We start from the raw sequence: 19,154 nt of genomic DNA, 5'->3' as shown, positions 1-19,154 counted from the left end.
AACCTTTTATCTTGATATCGAGATAATGGGTATTGATTGTTTATCTTCACGTCAAGATATTTGGTGCAGTGCAAAAACGCACAAAATATTGCGCGCAGGCAAACATTTGGCCTGCATTCCACGCTGGCGATCCGATGACCTGGACGCTAACGTGCACTGAACTGATCAGTTTACTTTTAAGGGAGGCAGCAATGTCAGCCATCCTATCTATCCGTGATTTGGAAAAGACATACGAAGGCGGGTTTCAGGCGCTCAAAGGGGTCTCGCTCGAGATCGAGAAGGGGGAGATCCTCGCCCTTCTGGGGCCGAATGGCGCAGGTAAGACGACGCTGATTTCGACCGTTTGCGGCATCACCACCCCCAGTTCCGGGAAGGTGTCGGTGGGCGGTCACGACATCATCGAAGACTTTCGGGCCGCGCGCAGCCTGATCGGGCTGGTGCCGCAGGAGATCAACCTTGAGCCGTTTGAGACGGTGTGGAATTCGATCAAGTTTTCGCGGGGGCTTTTTGGCAAGCCGCGCAATGATGCGCTGCTTGAGGATATTCTCCGCAAGCTGTCGCTCTGGGACAAACGCAAGAGCCAGATCAAGGAATTGTCCGGCGGCATGAAGCGCCGTGTGCTGATCGCCAAGGCGCTCAGCCACGAGCCGCGCATCCTGTTTCTGGATGAACCGACTGCCGGGGTGGACGTGGAGTTGCGCAAGGATATGTGGGACGTCGTGGCAGAGCTAAAACGCGGCGGTGTCACCATCATCCTGACCACCCACTACATTGAAGAAGCCGAAGCCATCGCGGATCGGGTCGGAGTCATCACCAACGGAGAGATCCTGCTGGTCGAGGACAAGGACAAGCTGATGGCGCAGCTTGGCAAGAAGCAGCTGGAGGTGCAGCTGACAGAACCGCTAACAGCCGTGCCGGAAGGTCTCAGCGGCTATGGTGTGACCCTGACAGAAGATGGCCGAGGCCTGATCTATTCCTATGACACCAACGCCGAGCGGACCGGCATCACTGCCCTGCTGAACGACGTGGCCACCGCGGGTCTGACGCTGGCGGATGTGCAGACCCGGCAATCCAGCCTCGAGGACATATTCGTCGGGCTGGTCTCAGGAGAACCGACATGAATTGGACTGCAATCGCCTCCATCTACCGCTTTGAAATGGCGCGATTTTTTCGCACCCTGATGCAGAGCTTCCTGTCGCCGGTGCTGTCAACCTCGCTTTACTTCGTGGTGTTTGGTGCCGCCATCGGTAGCCGGATCGACCAGGTCGAAGGCGTGCCTTACGGTGCCTTCATCGTTCCGGGTCTGATCATGCTCAGCGTGATGACGCAAGCCACCTCCAATGCCTCTTTCGGGATCTATTTCCCAAAGTTCATCGGCACTATATACGAGCTGCTATCGGCGCCAGTGAACTTCCTTGAGATCGTGATCGGCTATGTCGGCGCCGCCGCCACCAAGGCCCTGTTTATCGGTGTGGTGATCCTGCTGACGGCCTCGCTCTTTGTCGATCTGACCATTGCGCATCCGCTCGCCATGGTGCTGTTCATGGTGCTGACCTGCGTCAGCTTTGCGCTGCTGGGATTCATTATCGGGGTCTGGGCGAAAAACTTTGAACAGCTGCAATTGGTGCCGCTGCTGATTGTCACGCCTCTGGTCTTCCTGGGCGGGTCTTTTTATTCGATTTCGATGCTGCCGCCGATCTGGCAGAAAATCACCCTGTTCAACCCGGTGGTTTATCTGATTTCCGGCTTTCGCTGGTCCTTCTTCGGAACCTCTGACGTGCCGGTCGGGCTCAGCCTTCTGGCCATCGGCGGCTTTACCGCGCTTTGCCTGGCGGTGATCTGGTGGATCTTCAAAACCGGCTGGCGGATCCGCGCCTGACCCTGAGTAACCGCGCGGCAGAATAGGGCCATAACCCGCCCGCCGCGCGGCTTTGGGGCAGCCGCAACATCGCTGCCCCAAGGGAAGGTAAGCCCGGTTAATTCCGCACGTATGTGGCGAACGTTGCAATTTTACCCAAGGTGCGCGGCTTTTTTGCTGCTGCTTTCGCCTCGTTCCGGTGCCATCCCTTGTTTCAGGGCAGTCGGCATTCTACATCGGCGCCATGAACCTGAGATTGCCTTTCTTGAACAAGCCTCCGCTGGTTGCTGTTGTGCGCCTCAATGGCGCCATTGGCATGGCCGGTCGCGGTGCGCTGAATGATGCCACTCTTGGACCGGTGTTGGAGCGCGCCTTTCGAAAGGGAAAGCCGGCAGCGGTCGCCTTTGAAATCAATTCGCCCGGCGGTTCGCCGGTGCAAAGCGCCCTGATTGGTGCCCGCATTCGTCGCCTCTCCGAAGAACTGAAGGTTCCCACTATCGCTTTCGTCGAAGATGTCGCCGCGTCCGGGGGCTATTGGCTGGCCGCCTCGGCGGATGAGATCTGGGCCGATGAAAGCTCGATCCTCGGATCGATTGGGGTGATATCGGCTGGCTTCGGCGCCCATGTCTTTCTGGCCCGCCAGGGTGTCGAACGGCGGGTCTATACAGCGGGCCGCAGCAAATCGATGCTCGATCCCTTCCGCCCGGAAAACGCTGAGGACGTGAAGCGTCTGAAGCAGCTTCTGGGGGACATCCACGACAATTTCATCGCCCATGTCAAAGATCGCCGCGGCGATAAACTGGACACCAGCGAAGATCTCTACACCGGTGAAATCTGGCTGGGACGACGTGCGGTCTCGCTGGGGCTGATTGATGGCATCGGCCATCTGCGCCCCAAGATGCAGGCCCGTTTCGGCGACAAGGTGCGGTTCCGCCGCTATGGCATCAAAAAAACCCTGTTCGGCCGGATCGGTATGCAGATGGCGCAGGATGCGCTGAACGGTATCGAGGAACGCGCTGAATATGCGCGGTTTGGCCTCTGACGTGATCTTCAAAATCGTTTCCCTGTTTCTTGTGGTGATGGCTGTGCTGGCGATGTTCGGCAAGCTGCGGATGCCCGGGCAAAAGCGCCTGGCCTCGCGGCGCTGCGCCAGCTGCGGACGCTTCAAGATCGGAAAAGGCCCCTGTGCCTGCAAAAAGAATGGAGGGCCTCGGCAATGATGCCATGGCTGTTATCTGGACTTGGGCTGGTCATCCTGCTGTTGGCAGGGGACGCGCTGGTACGGGGTGCGGTGAACCTCAGCCTGCGGATCGGCGTGCCTGCATTGATCGTCAGCCTGACCATCGTTGCCTTTGGCACCTCGGCGCCTGAGATGTTGATCTCCATCCGGGCTGTCGGAGACAATGCGGACGGCATCGCCCTTGGCAACGTCGTTGGCTCGAACACGGCAAATATCCTCATGGTTCTCGGCATCCCGGCGTTGATGCGATCGCTTCACACCAGCGAATGCGATACCCGCAAGAACTATGTGTTCATGTTGATCGCATCGGTTCTGTTCATTGCGCTGGCGTTTTACGGAACCTTCACGGTCTGGTCTGGCCTTATCCTGCTGGGCGCGCTGTCGGTTGTTCTGGGCGTGGCCTTCCGCGAGGCGCGCGCCCATCGCCGCAACGGCAAGGATAGTGACCTCGATGAGATTGATGAGGCGGATCCCGATATGCCCTATTGGCGGATCGGCATCTACCTGTTCCTCGGATTGGTCGGATTGCCGCTGGGGGCCGATCTGCTGGTCGACAACGCGTCGATCATCGCGCGGACCTATGGCGTTACCGAAACGGTGATCGGTCTCACGCTGGTGGCCATAGGCACCTCGTTGCCGGAGCTGGCAACCACCGTCATGGCTGCACTGCGTCGGCAGGCGGATGTGGCACTGGGCAATGTGATCGGCTCCAACATGTTCAACCTGCTGGCAATTGTCGGCGTTGCCACCTTTGTCGGCCCGATCAGCGTTGATCCCTCCTTCCTGCGGGTGGATCTCTGGGTGATGCTGGCCTCATCGCTGCTGCTGGTGCCGTTTGTTTTTCTCAAAATGGACATCACCCGCACCTGGGGTGTGATTTTATCGGCGGTTTATGTGGTCTACCTGGTGCAGCTGTTCTAACTCATTGCCAAACAGGCAGATGAGGAGAGAGCAAGATGCGGGCATTGGTAACCGGCGCGGGCAAGCGACTTGGCCGCGCGATGGCACTTGAATTGGCTGCGAGCGGCTATGACGTCGCCGTTCACTACGCCAGTTCCGCAGATGCGGCGGAACGAACGGCGGAAGAGATCCGCGCCATGGGGCGCATGGCTGTCACCCTACAGGCCGATCTTCTGCAGGAGATGGCGACAGCCGCCCTGCTGCCCGCCGCTGCCGAGGCTCTGGGCGGTCCGATCACCTGCCTTGTGAACAACGCGTCAATCTTTGAGCATGACAGTCTGGAAACGGCGACCCGCAGCAGCTGGGATCGTCACATGGACAGCAATCTGCGCGCGCCGTTCATTCTGACACAGCAGCTGGCCGCGCAGGACCTGCCCCAGCAGATGGACGATGAGGGGCGACCGCTGGCTTCTGCCGCTGTCATCAATCTGATCGATCAGCGTGTGCGCAAGCTTACACCGGAGTTCATGACTTATACGCTGGCGAAATCCGCCCTCTGGACGTTGACGCGGACCAGCGCACAGGCGCTCGCCCCGCGCATCCGGGTAAACGGGATCGGTCCCGGCCCAACGCTGAAAGGCCCGCGTCAGAGCGAGAGCCAATTTGCCCGTCAATGTGCAAATACACCGTTGCAGCGCGGCGCTGACCCGGCCGATATCCGCGCGGCTCTGGCCTATCTCCTGCGCGCACCCTCGGTCACCGGGCAGCTGATCTGCATCGACAGCGGTCAGCATCTCAGCTGGGAAACACCCGACGTTGTGGGGTTGGAATAAGGGGCTCTGCGGCCTGGTTCAAAAGTGGTAGCGGCGAAGTTGTGCACGTAGCGTCAACGCGTCGTAAATCCGTTACAAAATTCCTTTTGGAATCATAAACTTGTCAGCAATTGGAAAATTTTACGATTGAAATCAATAACTTATGATAGTGCCTAATTATTAGGCAAACGCTGGAAATCAGCCGAAAATAAGGAAAAATCGCGGATAGCCATAAGATACTACCAGACTTATCCACAGCATCGGTGGATTTGTTCGCTGTTGATCCCGATGCGCTAACATTGCAGACCAGCCCCGGGAATCATAGATCTCGAAACATGACAGACCATCAGCCCGACACCCCATCCGAAACGGCATCTTCCCCGGCATTGACGGGGTATGCCGTGATTCAGGAGTACCTGAAGACACTGGACCACTCGCCCGGTGTTTATCGGATGCTGGATAGCGAAAGCCGCGTGCTCTATGTCGGCAAGGCGCGCAATCTACGGGCGCGGGTGTCGAATTACTCTCGTCCCGGCCATTCGCCGCGGATTGAACGAATGATTGCGGCGACCGCTTCGATGATGTTCCTGACAACCCGGACCGAAACCGAGGCGCTGCTGCTGGAGCAGAACCTGATCAAGCAGCTGAAGCCAAAATACAATGTGCTGCTGCGTGACGACAAAAGCTTTCCGAATATTTTGGTGGCAAAGGATCATGCCTTTCCCCAGATCAAGAAACACCGTGGTGCCCGGCGTGAGAAAGGTAGCTACTTTGGACCTTTCGCCAGTGCGGGCGCCGTAAACCGGACGCTCAATCAGCTGCAAAAGGCATTTCTGCTGCGCAATTGCAGCAATGCCATGTTCGAAAGCCGCACCCGCCCGTGTCTGCAATATCAGATCAAGCGCTGTACTGCGCCCTGCACCGGTGAGATATCGGCCGAGGATTATGCCGCATCCGTACGGGACGCCGAACGTTTTCTGTCCGGTCGCTCGACCAAGATCCAGGAGGAACTCGCCGAGCAGATGACCGCCGCATCCGAGGCCATGGAGTTTGAACGCGCCGCTGCCCTGCGCGACCGGATCAAGGCGCTCACTCAGGTGCAGACGTCTCAGGGCATCAACCCCCGTGGTGTGGCAGAGGCCGATGTGATCGGCCTGCATCTCGACAGCGGACAGGCCTGCGTGCAGGTGTTCTTCATCCGCGCCAATCAGAACTGGGGCAATCAGGATTTCTATCCCCGCACCAGCGGCGATGTCTCCCCGGCGGAGGTGATGGAAGCCTTTATCGGCCAGTTCTATGACAATAAGGAACCGCCCCGGCAGCTGATCCTGTCGGATGAGATCGAGAACTGCGACCTGATGGAACAGGCGCTCAGCGACAAGGCCGGGCGTCGCGTCGAAATTCTGGTGCCGCAGCGCGGGGAAAAGACGGAACTGGTGGCCGGTGCTGTGCGCAATGCTCGCGAATCTCTGGCCCGCCGCATGGCCGAAAGCGCGACGCAGGCGAAACTGCTGCGCGGCGTGGCCGAAGCCTTCGGCCTTGATGGGCCACCCCAGCGGATCGAAGTCTACGACAACTCGCATATTCAGGGCAGCCATGCCGTCGGCGGCATGATCGTCGCAGGTCCCGAGGGTTTCATGAAAAACGCCTATCGCAAGTTCAACATCAGAGGTGAAGAACTGACCCCCGGCGATGACTTCGGCATGATGAAAGAGGTGCTGAACCGACGTTTCTCACGCTTGCTGAAAGAAGATCCCGACCGTGACAAAGGTCTTTGGCCGGATCTATTACTGATCGACGGTGGCGCCGGTCAGGTCAGCGCCGTTGCCGAGATCATGGCCCGCCACGGCGTCGAAGACATCCCGATGATCGGCGTCGCCAAGGGGGTTGATCGCGATCATGGCAAGGAAGAGTTTCACCGTCTCGGCGAAGCGCCCTTTGCTTTGCAGCGCAATGACCCCGTGCTTTATTTCGTGCAGCGGATGCGGGATGAGGCGCACCGCTTTGCCATCGGGACCCATCGTGCCAAACGGGCGAAAGCCATCGGCGCGACCCCGCTGGATGAGGTGCCGGGGGTTGGTGCCGCGCGCAAACGCGCCTTGCTCACCCATTTTGGCAGCGCAAAGGCGGTGAGCCGGGCCAACCTGTCGGACCTGAAAGCGGTCGAGGGGGTCTCGGCAGCGCTGGCGCAGCGGATCTATGATTACTTTCACGGGCAGGGGTAGCCACGCAAACCGGCCGTCCGGTGCCATTGGCGCCTAACCATTGGTTGGGCCGGGCAAGGTCCTGACTTATTGGTCAAAAAACAGCCTCGTAGATGTGACCATTCGCGACGGAAAATTCATCTGTTCCGCTTTCCACCCGTGAAACTGCGGGCTAGTGTGCAGCCATGAAATGGACTGTTCCCAATATCCTCACCCTCCTGCGACTGGTGGCAGCCCCGGGGCTCGCGATCATGTTCCTCTATTTTTCGCGCCCCTATGCCGATTGGTTTGCGCTGATCCTATTTGTCAGCGCGGCCATCACCGACTGGTTTGATGGCTATCTGGCACGCTCCTGGGGGCAGGAGACCAAGATGGGCGCGATGCTGGACCCGATTGCCGACAAGGCAATGGTGGTGATCGCGCTGATGATCCTGGTTGGATATGCTGCCGAGCATTGGACACCCTGGCTGGTCCTGCCTGCAACGGTGATCCTGTTTCGCGAAGTCTTCGTCTCGGGCCTGCGCGAATTTCTTGGAGATACGGCCGGCACGCTCAAGGTGACGTCACTGGCGAAATGGAAAACCACGGCGCAGATGATCGCCATCGCCACCTTGTTTTCGCAAGGGATCTTTGAACACTATCTGGTCATGTCCTCCTTTGGCATGGATCAGGCGATTGTGGATCAGATCATGATGGGGGAGATCAGCGACGAGTTCGGCCTGCGCTGGAAGTTCGAGGGCATGATCTGGACCGGCCGACTCGGGTTGTGGCTGCTTTGGATCGCGGCCGCGCTGACCCTGATCACCGGCGCTGACTACATGCGCAAGGCACTGCCACATCTGAAGGAGACCCGCTGATGGATATCCTCTATTTCGCCTGGGTGCGCGAACGTATCGGCCTGCCGAAGGAAAAGATCGAGACAACTGCCGGCACCGTGCGCGAGCTGGTGGGCGAGCTGAGCGCCCGGGATCCGCGCTATGCGGCCGCATTTGCCGACCTGTCGGCGCTTCGTGTGGCGCTGGATCAGGACCTCTCGGATTTCGATGCCTCGTTGGAGGGCGTGCGCGAAGTGGCGTTCTTCCCGCCGATGACCGGAGGCTGAACCATGCGGATCGCAGTGCAGGAGGCCACCTTTGATCTGGGCGAGGAGAGCCAGCGCTTTGCGGCAGATGTTGCGACGTCCGACGCCAATGCCGGCGCCATCGTGACGTTCACCGGCGTTGTGCGCGGGTCGGACAGCGGCGACATGGTGGCGATGGAGATCGAACATTACCCCGGCATGACCGAGCGTGCGATCGGGCAGATCACGGAGGAGGCGCTGCGGCGCTGGTCTCTGGCCGATGCGCTGGTGATCCACCGCCATGGACGTCTGGTCCCCGGCGAGCAGATCATGATGGTCGCCACTGCCGCACGCCACCGCTCCGATGCTTTTGAGGCGGCGGAATATCTGATGGACTATCTCAAATCCCGCGCGCCCTTCTGGAAGAAAGAGCTGACACAGGACGGTTCGGGCAACTGGGTCGAGGCCAAAGACAGCGATGAAGATGCCCTGACCCGCTGGGACTGACCCGGCGTTCTGCGCCCGGTCAGCGGGCAGCCAGACTGGAACGTTTCTGATTCCGGTATTAACCGTGCAGCTGGCCGCGCAGCTCTTCCGCCTCGCGACGGGCATCGCGCAGCCCATCCATGGCAGCCCGCAACTCGGCCTCGGTCTGAACCAGCTGATTGGACAGCTCTGCCTCACGTTGTTGCAGGTAGGTGATCGCCTGATCGCGGGTTTCCTCCGCTTCGTGCAGCTCCTGGCTCATCCGATCCAGATCGGCGACATCGCTTTGCCGCACGCGGGTGAAACGATGCACCAGCCAATTGGCAAACCACCCCATCGCAAAGGCGACAAACAGGATAATGGCAGTGGTGATGATGAACTCTGTCCTGTTCATTGTCCGGAGGTCTCCTGTTCGCTGTCTGGGGCGGCTTCTTCGGCGGCGGCCTCATCAAGGGTCGTTTCGCTTGTCGGGTCATTGGCCGGGCGGATCAGCCGGAATTCGATACGGCGATTGGCCTCGCGCCCTTCCTCGGTATCATTGGTCGCAATTGGTGTGCTTTCGCCATAGCCCTTGGCGGTAAAGCTGCTGGTCACCAGCCGCCGTCCGCGCAGCTCGTTCAGAACCGATTGGGCCCGCGACTGGCTGAGCGACTGGTTCATTTCCTCGCGCCCCTGACTGTCAGTATGGCCCTGGATCTCCAGCCGCACACCGTTACAGCGCGACAGGATATCGGCGATCTGATCCAGCGTATCGCGGCTGCCCGCGGCGACGGTTGCCGACCCCGGCTCAAAGGTGATTTTCGAAACGGTCTGCACCGCTGCCAGTTCGGCTTCGCAGAGTTCCGGCGACATCGGTTTGTCCGCAGGCTCCGGCGGCTCCTCATAGGAGACGTTCAGCTCATAGCTCTCCGCCTCGCCCAGCTTGGCCGATAGCAGCTTGGCAATTTCAGCCGGGGCGTCTTCGCGGTGGCTCATCCCGCTCAGTGTGAGACTATCCGGCGTCACGGAGACCGCACCGCGTTGCAGAAAGGACAGCGCCTCCAGCCCGGCCAGCACCCGCACAGGCCAGTCGGCAGGCAGGTCTTCGACAACGCGGGTGGCGCTGTGAACATTGTCGGAACCAAACCGGGCCTTGGCATAGCTGCTGCTGATCTGACGCAGCGCCTCATCCGAAATGCGCCCGCGCAGCTGGACCTGGCCCTCCGGGCTCAGGGTTGCGGTGAACTCAGGCGGCCCATTGCCCGCGTTGGCTTCGGGTTGCGGCAGGACCGCGTGAACCGCAAAGACCTGCGGCAGGGCGCTTTCCAGCTCTCCCACGACATGGTCGAACAGCGCCGCTGCGGTGCCTTCGGCGGCGACCAGCGTCATATCGGCATTGGCCAGTGTCATGGATCCAGCGCCCAGCTCGGCCAGTGCCGCGATCCCCAGCTCTGCGGCGCGCGCCCAATTGGGCGAGGGAACGCCCATGCCGATCACGCAGTCAACCTTGCCGTCAAACCCGGCCTTCTCCGCGGCCCGCAGGATGCGGTCGCGGCTCAGCTCGCTTTCGGCGGAACAGGCATCAAAGCGCCCGCCAGAGCCATCAATGCTGTAGCGCAGTGTAAATGGAGTAATGACCGGGCGCGGGGCCGCGATATCCAGCGATAGGCGCAGACCGGCCGGCGCCATCCGTGTCAGGCGTTTCTCGATCTGTTCCTTGGCTTCGATACTGTCCGAGATCGCGGTGATCGAAACTTCCTCGGCCTCAACCGAAATCTTGGACCGGGGCAGCAGGCTCAGCGCGTCCAGCGCGTAATCCATCGCAGGCATCCAGCCCTTCGGAGCGGCGTAATTGGCGGTCTCCAGCAGATCGGCGACCTGATCGGCGCCCGCAATCGTATTCAGCCGCGTGATCACCGTGTCACGGTCCGTGACGCGGGGGATCAGTCCGATGATCGAAATGCCGCTGTCATTGCGCAGGATCTCAGCCGAAAATCGCGGAGGGGCGATCCCTTCGGACGGGGTGATCTGCATGTCGTCGATCACGCGCGCCGCATCGACCACGCCACCCACCAGCGAAATCGCGCCAAAGCGTGTGGCCTCATCGGGGGCGGTGCCGTTCAGGATCACCCGCAGCCCGTCGGCGGTCACCTCGGCCCAGGTGTAGCCTGCCTTGTCCAACGCGCGCCGCACGGCGGTTTCGCTGCCTGCTTCGATCCCCGTCACTGCAAACCCGGCCACAACCAGACTGAGCGCGGCAGCCGCGACAAAGGTCAGGCCAGAGATCAAAAGCGAGGACAGGCGCATGGGCAGACTGGTCTCCGTTGGGGCATCCGTCCGAGACGGCTTTTGTCTGTCTTACAGGGGCGCGGCCGCGGGTTCAATCATGCGAACAGAGCTGCGGCAAAGAAGATCAGCGGAATCAAGCCCGTATCCCGATTGAGCCGAAACAGCTGCAACAGGCGCTCGCCGTTTTCGGCATCAAACACCCTGAGTTGCCAGGTCATGTGCCAGCCCATCGCCCAAGGAGCCACCAGCGCCAGCACCAGCGCCAGCACCGATCCCTGCGGCTGCACCGCAAGAATGATCGCGATCCCCATCAGGCTGACCGTTGCCACGATGAAGCGGCGCAGCCACATCGGCGTTTGCGTGCCAAACAGCCGGGCGGTTGATTTCACGCCGATCAGCGCGTCATCCTCGGTATCCTGATGGGCGTAGATCGTGTCATAGAACAGCGTCCAGGCAATGCCCGCCAGATACAGGATGACCGCAGGCCAGTTCAGGGTGCCGGTATGGGTAACCCAGGCCAGCATCGCACCCCAGTTGAAGGCAAGGCCAAGAAACACCTGCGGCCACCAGGTAAACCGCTTGGCAAAGGGATAGATGGCCACCGGAAACAGCGCGAGGATTCCCATGGCAATGGCCGCCTGATTGAACGTCAGCAGGATGCCAAGGGAGACAAGCGCCTGAAGCCCCATCCAGATCACCGCACCGCGAACGGTCACCTGACCGGATGGAATGGGGCGCGAGCGGGTGCGTTCGACCTGACCGTCAAAATTGCGGTCGGTGATATCGTTCCAGGTACAGCCTGCGCCGCGCATCAGCCAGGCACCGGCACCGCAGGCCACAAAGATCCACAGATCACCCCAGCGCGGGCTTTGATCCCAGAGGATCGCCAGCATCAGGCCCCACCAGCAGGGGATCAGCAGCAGCCAGGTTCCGATGGGGCGATCGGCGCGGCTCAGCCGCAGAAAGGGACGGCTCCATGCCGGGGCGTAGTGATCGACCCAATTGCCTTTGACCGCATCTGCGACCTGTCCATCTGGTGTTGGCGTCCCGCCTTGCATATGTATGCCTCATGAGTGCAAAGATCAGACTGTATGTAGAGCACCCGCTGGGGGCAGGGCAATCGGTTCCTCTGGACCGCGATCAGGCGCATTACCTGTTTGGGGTCATGCGGCAGACGGTGGGGGCGCAGCTGTTGCTGTTCAACGGACGGGACGGCGAATGGCGCGTCGAGGTGGCCGAGGCCAGCAAGCGCAGCGGTGTCCTTATCTGCCAGGAGCAGACCCGGCCATTGGTGCTGCCGCCGGATTTGTGGCTGCTGTTCGCCCCGATCAAGAAGGCGCGAACCGATTTCATCGTGGAGAAGGCCGCTGAAATGGGCGCGGCGCGGATCCTGCCGGTGCAGACCGATTTCACCAATTCCGACCGCATCCGGCAGGATCGACTTCAGGCCCATGCGGTGGAGGCCGCAGAGCAATGTGGCGGCACCTACGTGCCGGAGGTCGCGGATCTTCAGAAACTCTCGCGGCTGCTCGACCATTGGCCCGAAGAGCGCCAGCTGATGTTTTGTGACGAAGCAGAGGTCGGCAGCGCATTGGCACTGGCCAGCGAAGCACAGGCACAGGTACCTTGGGCGATCCTGATCGGTCCCGAGGGCGGGTTTTCCGAGGCAGAGCGCAAGCGTCTCCACGCGTTGCCGCAATCCCATGTCGTGAGCCTTGGTCCCCGCATCCTGCGCGCGGATACCGCAGCGGTGGCGGCGCTGACCGTTTGGCAGCAACGCTATGGGGATTGGTAATGACTTGGCGCCCAGCACAGGACAATGATCTCCCGGCGGTTCAGGATCTGCTGCATCGCCATATCGAAAGCTCCATGTTTCTGCTGATCAACCTGCGTGATCACGGGCTGGCTGGCACCGCGCCAAAGGCGGTGCAGCTCTGGGTGCGCGGTCGTGCAGAGGATGGTGTTGCCGGGCTCACCAATGATGGGAGTCTCTTGATCCAGGCGGGCGCCGCCACCGCAGAGGACTGGCGGCAGCTGCAACAGCTGGTGGATCACCGACTGGCGCAGACAGCGTCGCAACAGCAGGTCGGCGTGTTGGGGGAGACCGCCCAGCTGCGCCGCTACCTCGCTGCCACCGGCCTTGATCAGCGGCCCAAGCGCCTTGACCGCGATGAGCCGGGGCTGGCGCTGACCCTGTCCGATCTGGATCGGAGCAGCCTTGATCGTCCGCAGCTGCGGGGCGCGGTGTTGCATCCGCTATCTGCGGCACCCCGCCCGATGTTGGTACAGTGGCGGGCCGCCTACCATCAGGAAACTCTGGGCACTCCGGCATCAGAGGCCGTCGCCGTCGCGGCCGGCGATATCGACAGCTATCTGCTGCGCGACAGCCATAGGGTGCTTGAGGTGGCGGGCCATTGGGTTGCGATGACCGGCTTCAACGCCCAGCTGCCGAAGGTCGTGCAGATTGGTGGGGTCTATACGCCACAAGAGCAACGCGGGCGCGGCTATGCCCGCTGCGCTCTGGCATTCCACCTGCGAGAGGTCCAGACCGCAGGGGTCGAGAAGGCGGTTCTCTTTGCAGCTGGAGACGCGGCAGTCCGGGCCTATCGTGCCATCGGGTTCCAACCCATCGGGGGCTATTCGCTTGTCCTGTTCGATCAGGAACCCGAGACCGTCGTGACCGAGGGAGCGCTGACAACATGAGCTTCATCCGACCCGAAGCCCGCCGGTCCCTCTGGCGCTGGCGCGAGATGATCGCGGCGGCCGTGCTGGGGGCTCTCGGCTTGTTCTGGGCTTTTGGTGGCTATGGGGTTCAGGCGCTGATCGGCTGGGCTCTGCTGGGCCTTGGGGTGATCATTGCCGTCATCGGTATGCAGCGGATGCGGTTCCGTCTGGGTGGAGGTGGCCCCGGCGTGGTTCAGGTCGACGAAGGCCAGATCGCCTATTTCGGTCCGCTGACCGGTGGGGCCGTTGCGCTATCCGAACTGGAGCGGCTGACACTGGACCACGCCGCGAAACCACCCCATTGGCTGCTGGATCAGCCGGGGCAGGCGGCGCTGGCGATTCCGGTCAATGCGACCAACACGGATGCGCTCTTTGATGCCTTTGCGACCCTGCCGGGGTTGCGTATGGAGCGTATGCTGGCAGAATTGCATAAATCCGGCGCTCACCAGGTCGTGATCTGGGAGCGTGCACCAACACGTCAGACCGTGCACAGGCTGCATTGACACCACCGGAAATACCGACCACGACTTGCAACGCAAGACGGATCAACCTTACGGAGAGCCCCAGATGTCTATTCCTCAATCCGGCGGTGGGCCGATCGAACGTCACGAGCAGCTTGCGGAATATCTTGCCTCCGGCTGCAAGCCCCGTGACCAGTGGCGGATCGGTACGGAGCACGAGAAATTCGGCTACTGCAAGGACTCCCTGAAACCGCTGCCATTTGAGGGCACCCGCTCCATCGTTGCCGTGCTTGAGGGCCTGCGCGACCGCCATGGCTGGTCCGAGGTGCGCGAAGGGGGGCATCTGATCGGTCTGGAAAAGGATGGCGCCAATGTTTCGCTGGAACCCGGTGGTGCCCTGGAACTCTCTGGTGCGCCATTGGAGACCATCCACGAGACCTGCGACGAGGTGAACACCCACCTGCGCGAGGTGAAGGATATCGCCGACGAGATCGGCGTCGGGTTCATCGGTCTGGGCGCGGCTCCGATCTGGACCCATGAAGAAATGCCGCTGATGCCCAAGGGTCGCTACAAGCTGATGGACGCCTATATGGGCAAGGTCGGCACCATGGGGCGGACCATGATGCGGAGGACCTGTACCGTGCAGGTCAATCTCGACTTCGGATCGGAGGCCGACATGGTGCAGAAAATGCGGGTGGCCATCGCGCTGCAACCCGTTGCCACTGCGCTGTTCGCCAATTCTCCCTTCCTTGAGGGAAAACCGAACAACCACAAATCCTGGCGCTCGCGGGTCTGGCGCGATCTGGATGCGGATCGGACCGGCATGGTGCCTTTCGTGTTCGAAGAGGGCTTCGGCTTTGAACGCTGGGTGCAATATGCCCTCGATGTGCCGATGTACTTTGTCTACCGCGACGGCCAGTACATTGACGCGCTGGGCATGTCGTTCCGCGATTTTCTCAACGGGGAACTGCCCGCACTGCCGGGTGAAACCCCGACCCTCAGCGACTGGGCCGATCACCTGACGACGGCTTTCCCTGAGGCACGTATCAAGAAATACATGGAGATGCGGGGCGCCGACGGTGGCCCGTGGCGTCGCCTCTGTGCCCTGCCGGCCTTCTGGGTGGGGATGATGTACGATCAGTCCAGCCTCGATGCCGCCTGGGATCTGGCCAAGGGCTGGGACGCGGAAACCCGTGAAGCCCTGCGTGTCGCCGCTTCGGAGCAGGGGCTGCAGGCACAGGTGGGCAATATCAAGATGCACGATCTGGCGCGCGAAGTGGTGGCGATTTCCGAGGCGGGTCTCAAATCCCGCGGTCGCGCGGGCGCCGGTGGGCTGGTGCCGGATGAAACGCATTTCCTCAACGCGCTGAAGGACAGTATTGAAACCGGCAAGGTCCCGGCGGATGAGCTGCTCGACCGCTACAATGGCGACTGGAACGGCGATCTGAGCCGGATCTACGCGGAATACAGCTACTGAGGAACGCTCAAGATCGCCTCAGACCAATCTCAGGGGGTGCCTATCGGGGCGCCCCTTTTTCATATGGCGGCCGGTTGATACCTGCTCGCTATGACTGGGTGTCGCAGGGGCGTTCACCGGTGGGTTCACTGGCGCTATCCAGCTGGTTTTCCCCCTAAATGACACCTTGCTCACTCATTTACTGGTCCCTAGAAGAGCGCGCATTCTATAGCTCTGAAAGGTGTTGAAATGGGCAATTTCTTTATCTCTGCATTTGAAAAACTTGTAGGCGTATTCATGGTTTTGCTGCTGATCGCCGTCGCAGGGGGTGCTGTGCTTGCGGCCCTGCAGCCCGGTGGCGGCGGTATCCTCGCAGCCCTTGGCGTGCTGGTGGTCGGCGGTCTCTACGTCGTACTGATTGGTGGCTCGCTGTATCTGGCGGTGGGGATCTACAACAACACCAAGCGGACGGCTGATGCGATCGAACGGCTGGCTTCAAAGTAACTATTGTCGGCTGGGGCGATGCTCCCAGCATTGCGGTAATACAAATGGGCGGCAGGTATCCTGCCGCCCATTATTCATGATCTAGCGTCGCGCGCTGGGAAGGTTACTGCAGAAGCTCGGCCGGTTCAGCGTCGGCGATTTCTTTCCAGTTCACATCAGCTTTTTCAATGAAGCCGGGAATGTCCTTGCTCCAGCGTTCCTGAATGTCCTTCGACAGGTTCAGGTAAAGCACATTGTCGACGATTTTCCACTCGTTCGGGTCGCCGTCGAATTTGAAGCCCATCGCGGCGCCAAAGGCGCAGTAGCCACCATAGGCCGGGACATAGGCCTCGGGGCTGGCTTCAAACAGTGCTTTGTTTTCCTCGGTGGCAAACCAGTAGGTGGCGTCATCGAATGTCGCGGTTACCTTGTAGGATCCTTTGGTCGGCTCTCCGGCGTTGAAATATGCGACCGGGTCGTAGCCCTGCATTGCCAGACCGGTGGAGGAGGCGTTGACATCCACGCCGGCTGCCAGTGCCGAGGTTGCCAGTGTCACGGAAAGGGCGATCCCGCCCAGAAGGGATTTTACGGTGTTCATCGGTGTGAACCTTTCGATTTGTCGGATGCCGTGGCACCCGGAGTTGGAATGATAAAAGGCGTGCGTCATCAAAATGTCGGTGTTCGAAATTGGACCGTCCTGGTCACGACACCGATATGAGGGCTCTACCGATCACGTTCAAAACAACTCCTTTTGTATGTGTGTTGATGCACAATCACTCTGCACCGGAGCGCTGGCACATTCGCGTGATGAAAAAAGCCCTCATCCGATGTGGATGAGGGCTTTTCTTTGAAAACAAGTGCTTATATGGCGATGGCCGCTATTTCTGGCCGATCCTCGGTTCGGTGCCCATGCGCAGCCGGGCGATGTTTTCCTTGTGCCGCCAGAGGATGATCAGCGCCAGAAGCGCGGCCAGTGCCGTGATCATCGGGACACCCAGCAGCAGGCACCACAGCGGTGCGGCCACGGCTGAGACCAGAGCGCCCATCGAGGAAATCTTGCTCAGATAGGCTGCCGCCAGCCAGGTGAGACAGCAGGCGATGCCCACCGGCCAGGCCAGTGCCAGCATCAGGCCGAGGAAGGTCGCGACGCCTTTGCCGCCTTTGAACTTCAGCCAGATCGGGAAGCAGTGACCTAGAAACGCGGTGAGACCGGCCAGCTGTGCTGCATCCTCACCGGCCAGAACACGGGCCAGCAGGACCGCCGCCGCGCCCTTGCCGCCGTCCAGCAGCAGCGTCAGCGCTGCGGCCTTTTTCGATCCGGTGCGCAGCACATTGGTGGTGCCGATATTGCCAGATCCAATGGCGCGAAGATTGCCCAAGCCCATGATCCGGGTCAGCAGCAGGCCAAAGGGGATGGACCCCAGACCATAACCGATCACGGCCCAAAGCAGCAGAAATGGGGCGGCAGTCTCAATTGGCGGCATCAGTCTCTCCGATAGACCGGTTCGCCGGCCACATAAGTTGCCAGTACCCTACCTTGCATGCGCTGCCCGTCAAAGGGGGTGTTCTGCGATTTCGAGTGCAGCGAAAAACGGTCCATTACAAAGGGCTGGTCGGCGTCAAACAGCACCAGATCAGCCGGTGCGCCTTCGGCCAGGCGACCGCAGTCGAGCCCCAGTCGTTTGGCCGGGTTGAGGGCCATCGCCCGAAACAGCGTTGGCAGGTCCAGCTGTTCGGCATGATAAAGCCGCAAGGCCGCGGGCAGCAGTGTTTCCAGTGCGACAGCCCCGGCGGCGGCTTCCTCAAACGGCAGGCGCTTGCTTTCTTCATCCTGCGGTGTGTGCATCGAGGAGATCGTGTCGATCAGCCCCTCGCGCAGGGCGTCGATCAATGCCAGCCTGTCCTCCTCGGATCGCAGCGGCGGTTTGACCTTGAAGAAGGTGCGGTAGTCGGCAACGTCCAGCTCGTTCAGGGTCAGGTGATGGATCGAGGTTCCGGCAGTGATGTCCAGCCCGTTGGATTTGGCCCGCTGAAGGGCGGGCAGGGCGCGCGCGGTGGTGATCTGATCTGCGTGATACCGCGCTCTGGTCATTTCCAGCAGGGCGATATCGCGATCCAGTCCCATCCGCTCGGCCATCGGGGTGACGGCGGGCAGCCCACGCAGCGTGGCGAATTTACCCGAGGTTGCGGCGGCCCCTTTGCTCAATCCCGGCTCCTGGGGGTGGGCGATGACCAGCGCGCCGCAGCTGCGCGCGTAAGACAACGCGCGGGAGAACACCTTGGTGTCGGCGACGACATGATCGCAATCGGAAAAGGCAACCGCACCTGCATCCATGAGAAAGCCGATCTCGGTCATTTCTCGGCCCTCGCGCCCCTTGGTCAGGGCGGCCATTGGCAGCACGTTCACCGGTGCATCGGCCTGCGCGCGACGGGTCACGAATTCCAGTGTCTCGGGGCTGTCGATGGCGGGCGTCGTATCCGGCCGAGTTACCATGGTGGTAACCCCCCCTGCCGCTGCTGCAAGGCCTGCGGATTTATAGCTTTCCTTGTGACGTTCCCCGGGTTCGCAGACCTTGACCCCGATGTCGACGATACCCGGCGCAAGACATTTTCCGTGGCAGTCAATAAGGGTCACATCCTCTGCCCCAATGTTTCGCGTGCGAAACAATTGGTCAGGGTCGGTGCCATTCTTTTCAACCGCTGCAATGCGCCCCGAGTGTACCAGAACCGCACCTAGGCTGTCGGTGCCGGCTTCGGGGTCGATCAGTCGGGCGTTGGTGAACAAGAGGGTCATGCGCGTGGACTTTCCGGGTGGTCAGAGAGGGCGGTTTCGATGGCGGTGCGGGTCGCAGCCGGGTCGGGCTGGTATTTGATCAGGTATTTGTGGCCGTCGCGGGTGACGATCTGCACAGTGCTGCCGAGCTGGTTCACCTGGGCAATAGTGGCCAGCGGAATCTGTTGGTGATCCGGGCCGATCACCGATGTGTCGCCAATTGCCCAGACCCGGGTCAGCTCATCCGACATCAGATAGCCACCACGCAGGCCGATCGCGGCGAGCCCGCCAATGGCGCCAGTCCAGACATATGGGTTCCCCATCACCCAGAGAATGCCCATCGCGCCAACCATGGCGATGACCGCGAGCCAGGCGTGGCTGCGCCAGTAGGCCATGCGGTCCGGGGAAAAGCGGGTCTCGGCCATGATG

At 60.9% G+C, this 19,154-nt stretch carries 22 protein-coding genes; 15 read left to right on the top strand and 7 right to left on the bottom strand.

Annotated elements, in window-relative coordinates; translation table 11 throughout:
- The first annotated feature begins 191 nt into the window (after window positions 1-191).
- The 10 genes from VWY34_RS13360 (at window position 192) to VWY34_RS13315 (ending at window position 8,581) form a co-directional block, all read left to right on the top strand.
- Window positions 192-1,121, top strand: a complete 930-nt coding sequence (locus VWY34_RS13360; protein WP_340544196.1) for an ABC transporter ATP-binding protein — start codon at window positions 192-194, stop codon at window positions 1,119-1,121.
- Window positions 1,118-1,879 carry an ABC transporter permease gene (locus VWY34_RS13355; RefSeq protein WP_340544197.1) on the top strand — a complete coding sequence of 254 codons (762 nt, stop codon included), beginning with the start codon at window positions 1,118-1,120 and terminating at the stop codon, window positions 1,877-1,879. The genes VWY34_RS13360 and VWY34_RS13355 overlap by 4 nt, the downstream gene beginning before the upstream one ends.
- Before the next feature lie 223 nt (window positions 1,880-2,102).
- On the top strand, window positions 2,103-2,900 hold the full coding sequence (locus VWY34_RS13350) for a S49 family peptidase (RefSeq protein WP_416545628.1): 798 nt from the start codon (window positions 2,103-2,105) through the stop codon (window positions 2,898-2,900).
- The gene (locus VWY34_RS13345; RefSeq protein ID WP_340544199.1) at window positions 2,881-3,078 is read left to right on the top strand and encodes a hypothetical protein; all 198 of its coding nucleotides are present in this window, start codon (window positions 2,881-2,883) and stop codon (window positions 3,076-3,078) included. The genes VWY34_RS13350 and VWY34_RS13345 overlap by 20 nt, the downstream gene beginning before the upstream one ends.
- On the top strand, window positions 3,075-4,019 hold the full coding sequence (locus tag VWY34_RS13340) for a calcium/sodium antiporter (protein WP_340544200.1): 945 nt from the start codon (window positions 3,075-3,077) through the stop codon (window positions 4,017-4,019). The genes VWY34_RS13345 and VWY34_RS13340 overlap by 4 nt, the downstream gene beginning before the upstream one ends.
- Before the next feature lie 35 nt (window positions 4,020-4,054).
- Window positions 4,055-4,831: an SDR family oxidoreductase gene (locus VWY34_RS13335; RefSeq protein WP_416536396.1), complete on the top strand. Its 777-nt coding sequence runs from the start codon at window positions 4,055-4,057 to the stop codon at window positions 4,829-4,831.
- Between the two features lie 314 nt (window positions 4,832-5,145).
- On the top strand, window positions 5,146-7,035 hold the full coding sequence (gene uvrC / locus VWY34_RS13330) for an excinuclease ABC subunit UvrC (protein WP_340544204.1): 1,890 nt from the start codon (window positions 5,146-5,148) through the stop codon (window positions 7,033-7,035).
- A gap of 164 nt (window positions 7,036-7,199) precedes the next feature.
- Complete coding sequence (gene pgsA, locus VWY34_RS13325) at window positions 7,200-7,871, top strand: CDP-diacylglycerol--glycerol-3-phosphate 3-phosphatidyltransferase (protein ID WP_416545626.1); 672 nt, start codon at window positions 7,200-7,202, stop codon at window positions 7,869-7,871.
- A complete protein-coding gene (gene moaD, locus VWY34_RS13320) occupies window positions 7,871-8,116 on the top strand; it encodes a molybdopterin converting factor subunit 1 (RefSeq protein WP_340544208.1) in 246 nt (81 codons plus the stop codon). The genes pgsA and moaD overlap by 1 nt, the downstream gene beginning before the upstream one ends.
- Before the next feature lie 3 nt (window positions 8,117-8,119).
- The gene (locus VWY34_RS13315) at window positions 8,120-8,581 is read left to right on the top strand and encodes a molybdenum cofactor biosynthesis protein MoaE (protein ID WP_416545624.1); all 462 of its coding nucleotides are present in this window, start codon (window positions 8,120-8,122) and stop codon (window positions 8,579-8,581) included.
- Between the two features lie 58 nt (window positions 8,582-8,639).
- Here VWY34_RS13315 and VWY34_RS13310 read toward each other — a convergent pair whose 3' ends face one another.
- From VWY34_RS13310 to ubiA, 3 genes are all read right to left on the bottom strand, one after another.
- A complete protein-coding gene (locus VWY34_RS13310) occupies window positions 8,640-8,954 on the bottom strand; it encodes a hypothetical protein (RefSeq protein ID WP_340544210.1) in 315 nt (104 codons plus the stop codon).
- Complete coding sequence (locus tag VWY34_RS13305; RefSeq protein WP_416545622.1) at window positions 8,951-10,846, bottom strand: OmpA family protein; 1,896 nt, start codon at window positions 10,844-10,846, stop codon at window positions 8,951-8,953. Before VWY34_RS13305 ends, VWY34_RS13310 begins: the two co-directional genes overlap by 4 nt.
- 77 nt (window positions 10,847-10,923) lie before the next feature.
- A complete protein-coding gene (gene ubiA / locus VWY34_RS13300; protein WP_416545620.1) occupies window positions 10,924-11,886 on the bottom strand; it encodes a 4-hydroxybenzoate octaprenyltransferase in 963 nt (320 codons plus the stop codon).
- An 11-nt stretch (window positions 11,887-11,897) separates the two neighbouring features.
- Between ubiA and VWY34_RS13295 the strand changes: the two genes are divergently transcribed.
- From VWY34_RS13295 to VWY34_RS13275, 5 genes are all read left to right on the top strand, one after another.
- Window positions 11,898-12,623: a 16S rRNA (uracil(1498)-N(3))-methyltransferase gene (locus tag VWY34_RS13295; RefSeq protein ID WP_260099592.1), complete on the top strand. Its 726-nt coding sequence runs from the start codon at window positions 11,898-11,900 to the stop codon at window positions 12,621-12,623.
- On the top strand, window positions 12,623-13,531 hold the full coding sequence (locus tag VWY34_RS13290) for a GNAT family N-acetyltransferase (RefSeq protein WP_416545618.1): 909 nt from the start codon (window positions 12,623-12,625) through the stop codon (window positions 13,529-13,531). Before VWY34_RS13295 ends, VWY34_RS13290 begins: the two co-directional genes overlap by 1 nt.
- Window positions 13,528-14,055, top strand: coding sequence for a hypothetical protein (locus VWY34_RS13285; RefSeq protein ID WP_260099594.1), 528 nt, complete (start codon window positions 13,528-13,530; stop codon window positions 14,053-14,055). Before VWY34_RS13290 ends, VWY34_RS13285 begins: the two co-directional genes overlap by 4 nt.
- 64 nt (window positions 14,056-14,119) lie before the next feature.
- Entirely contained in the window at window positions 14,120-15,490 is a 1,371-nt protein-coding gene (locus VWY34_RS13280) for a glutamate--cysteine ligase (protein WP_416536404.1), read from the top strand.
- 228 nt (window positions 15,491-15,718) lie between these two features.
- Window positions 15,719-15,973: a hypothetical protein gene (locus VWY34_RS13275; protein ID WP_340544218.1), complete on the top strand. Its 255-nt coding sequence runs from the start codon at window positions 15,719-15,721 to the stop codon at window positions 15,971-15,973.
- A 103-nt stretch (window positions 15,974-16,076) separates the two neighbouring features.
- Here the strand turns inward: VWY34_RS13275 and VWY34_RS13270 are convergent, their stop codons facing one another.
- From VWY34_RS13270 to VWY34_RS13255, 4 genes are all read right to left on the bottom strand, one after another.
- Window positions 16,077-16,550: a YHS domain-containing (seleno)protein gene (locus VWY34_RS13270; RefSeq protein WP_416536406.1), complete on the bottom strand. Its 474-nt coding sequence runs from the start codon at window positions 16,548-16,550 to the stop codon at window positions 16,077-16,079.
- A gap of 280 nt (window positions 16,551-16,830) precedes the next feature.
- The gene (gene plsY / locus VWY34_RS13265; protein ID WP_416536407.1) at window positions 16,831-17,436 is read right to left on the bottom strand and encodes a glycerol-3-phosphate 1-O-acyltransferase PlsY; all 606 of its coding nucleotides are present in this window, start codon (window positions 17,434-17,436) and stop codon (window positions 16,831-16,833) included.
- Entirely contained in the window at window positions 17,436-18,746 is a 1,311-nt protein-coding gene (gene pyrC, locus VWY34_RS13260) for a dihydroorotase (protein WP_416545616.1), read from the bottom strand. Before pyrC ends, plsY begins: the two co-directional genes overlap by 1 nt.
- Complete coding sequence (locus VWY34_RS13255) at window positions 18,743-19,150, bottom strand: hypothetical protein (RefSeq protein WP_340544222.1); 408 nt, start codon at window positions 19,148-19,150, stop codon at window positions 18,743-18,745. Before VWY34_RS13255 ends, pyrC begins: the two co-directional genes overlap by 4 nt.
- Window positions 19,151-19,154: the final 4 nt, after the last annotated feature.

The sequence above is a fragment of the Phaeobacter sp. JH20_02 genome, from assembly GCF_048056915.1.
Taxonomy (GTDB): Bacteria; Pseudomonadota; Alphaproteobacteria; order Rhodobacterales; family Rhodobacteraceae; genus Phaeobacter; species Phaeobacter bryozoorum.
Note: the sequence above shows the minus strand (reverse complement) of the source record. Positions and strands in the feature narration are given on the sequence as shown.

Coding starts and splice junctions, on each gene's coding strand:
- VWY34_RS13360 (WP_340544196.1), top strand. CDS start 192: ATGTCAGCCATCCTATCTATCCGTGATTTGGAAAAGACATACGAAGGC.
- VWY34_RS13355 (WP_340544197.1), top strand. CDS start 1,118: ATGAATTGGACTGCAATCGCCTCCATCTACCGCTTTGAAATGGCGCGA.
- VWY34_RS13350 (WP_416545628.1), top strand. CDS start 2,103: ATGAACCTGAGATTGCCTTTCTTGAACAAGCCTCCGCTGGTTGCTGTT.
- VWY34_RS13345 (WP_340544199.1), top strand. CDS start 2,881: ATGCGCGGTTTGGCCTCTGACGTGATCTTCAAAATCGTTTCCCTGTTT.
- VWY34_RS13340 (WP_340544200.1), top strand. CDS start 3,075: ATGATGCCATGGCTGTTATCTGGACTTGGGCTGGTCATCCTGCTGTTG.
- VWY34_RS13335 (WP_416536396.1), top strand. CDS start 4,055: ATGCGGGCATTGGTAACCGGCGCGGGCAAGCGACTTGGCCGCGCGATG.
- uvrC (WP_340544204.1), top strand. CDS start 5,146: ATGACAGACCATCAGCCCGACACCCCATCCGAAACGGCATCTTCCCCG.
- pgsA (WP_416545626.1), top strand. CDS start 7,200: ATGAAATGGACTGTTCCCAATATCCTCACCCTCCTGCGACTGGTGGCA.
- moaD (WP_340544208.1), top strand. CDS start 7,871: ATGGATATCCTCTATTTCGCCTGGGTGCGCGAACGTATCGGCCTGCCG.
- VWY34_RS13315 (WP_416545624.1), top strand. CDS start 8,120: ATGCGGATCGCAGTGCAGGAGGCCACCTTTGATCTGGGCGAGGAGAGC.
- VWY34_RS13310 (WP_340544210.1), bottom strand. CDS start 8,954: ATGAACAGGACAGAGTTCATCATCACCACTGCCATTATCCTGTTTGTC.
- VWY34_RS13305 (WP_416545622.1), bottom strand. CDS start 10,846: ATGCGCCTGTCCTCGCTTTTGATCTCTGGCCTGACCTTTGTCGCGGCT.
- ubiA (WP_416545620.1), bottom strand. CDS start 11,886: ATGCAAGGCGGGACGCCAACACCAGATGGACAGGTCGCAGATGCGGTC.
- VWY34_RS13295 (WP_260099592.1), top strand. CDS start 11,898: ATGAGTGCAAAGATCAGACTGTATGTAGAGCACCCGCTGGGGGCAGGG.
- VWY34_RS13290 (WP_416545618.1), top strand. CDS start 12,623: ATGACTTGGCGCCCAGCACAGGACAATGATCTCCCGGCGGTTCAGGAT.
- VWY34_RS13285 (WP_260099594.1), top strand. CDS start 13,528: ATGAGCTTCATCCGACCCGAAGCCCGCCGGTCCCTCTGGCGCTGGCGC.
- VWY34_RS13280 (WP_416536404.1), top strand. CDS start 14,120: ATGTCTATTCCTCAATCCGGCGGTGGGCCGATCGAACGTCACGAGCAG.
- VWY34_RS13275 (WP_340544218.1), top strand. CDS start 15,719: ATGGGCAATTTCTTTATCTCTGCATTTGAAAAACTTGTAGGCGTATTC.
- VWY34_RS13270 (WP_416536406.1), bottom strand. CDS start 16,550: ATGAACACCGTAAAATCCCTTCTGGGCGGGATCGCCCTTTCCGTGACA.
- plsY (WP_416536407.1), bottom strand. CDS start 17,436: ATGCCGCCAATTGAGACTGCCGCCCCATTTCTGCTGCTTTGGGCCGTG.
- pyrC (WP_416545616.1), bottom strand. CDS start 18,746: ATGACCCTCTTGTTCACCAACGCCCGACTGATCGACCCCGAAGCCGGC.
- VWY34_RS13255 (WP_340544222.1), bottom strand. CDS start 19,150: ATGGCCGAGACCCGCTTTTCCCCGGACCGCATGGCCTACTGGCGCAGC.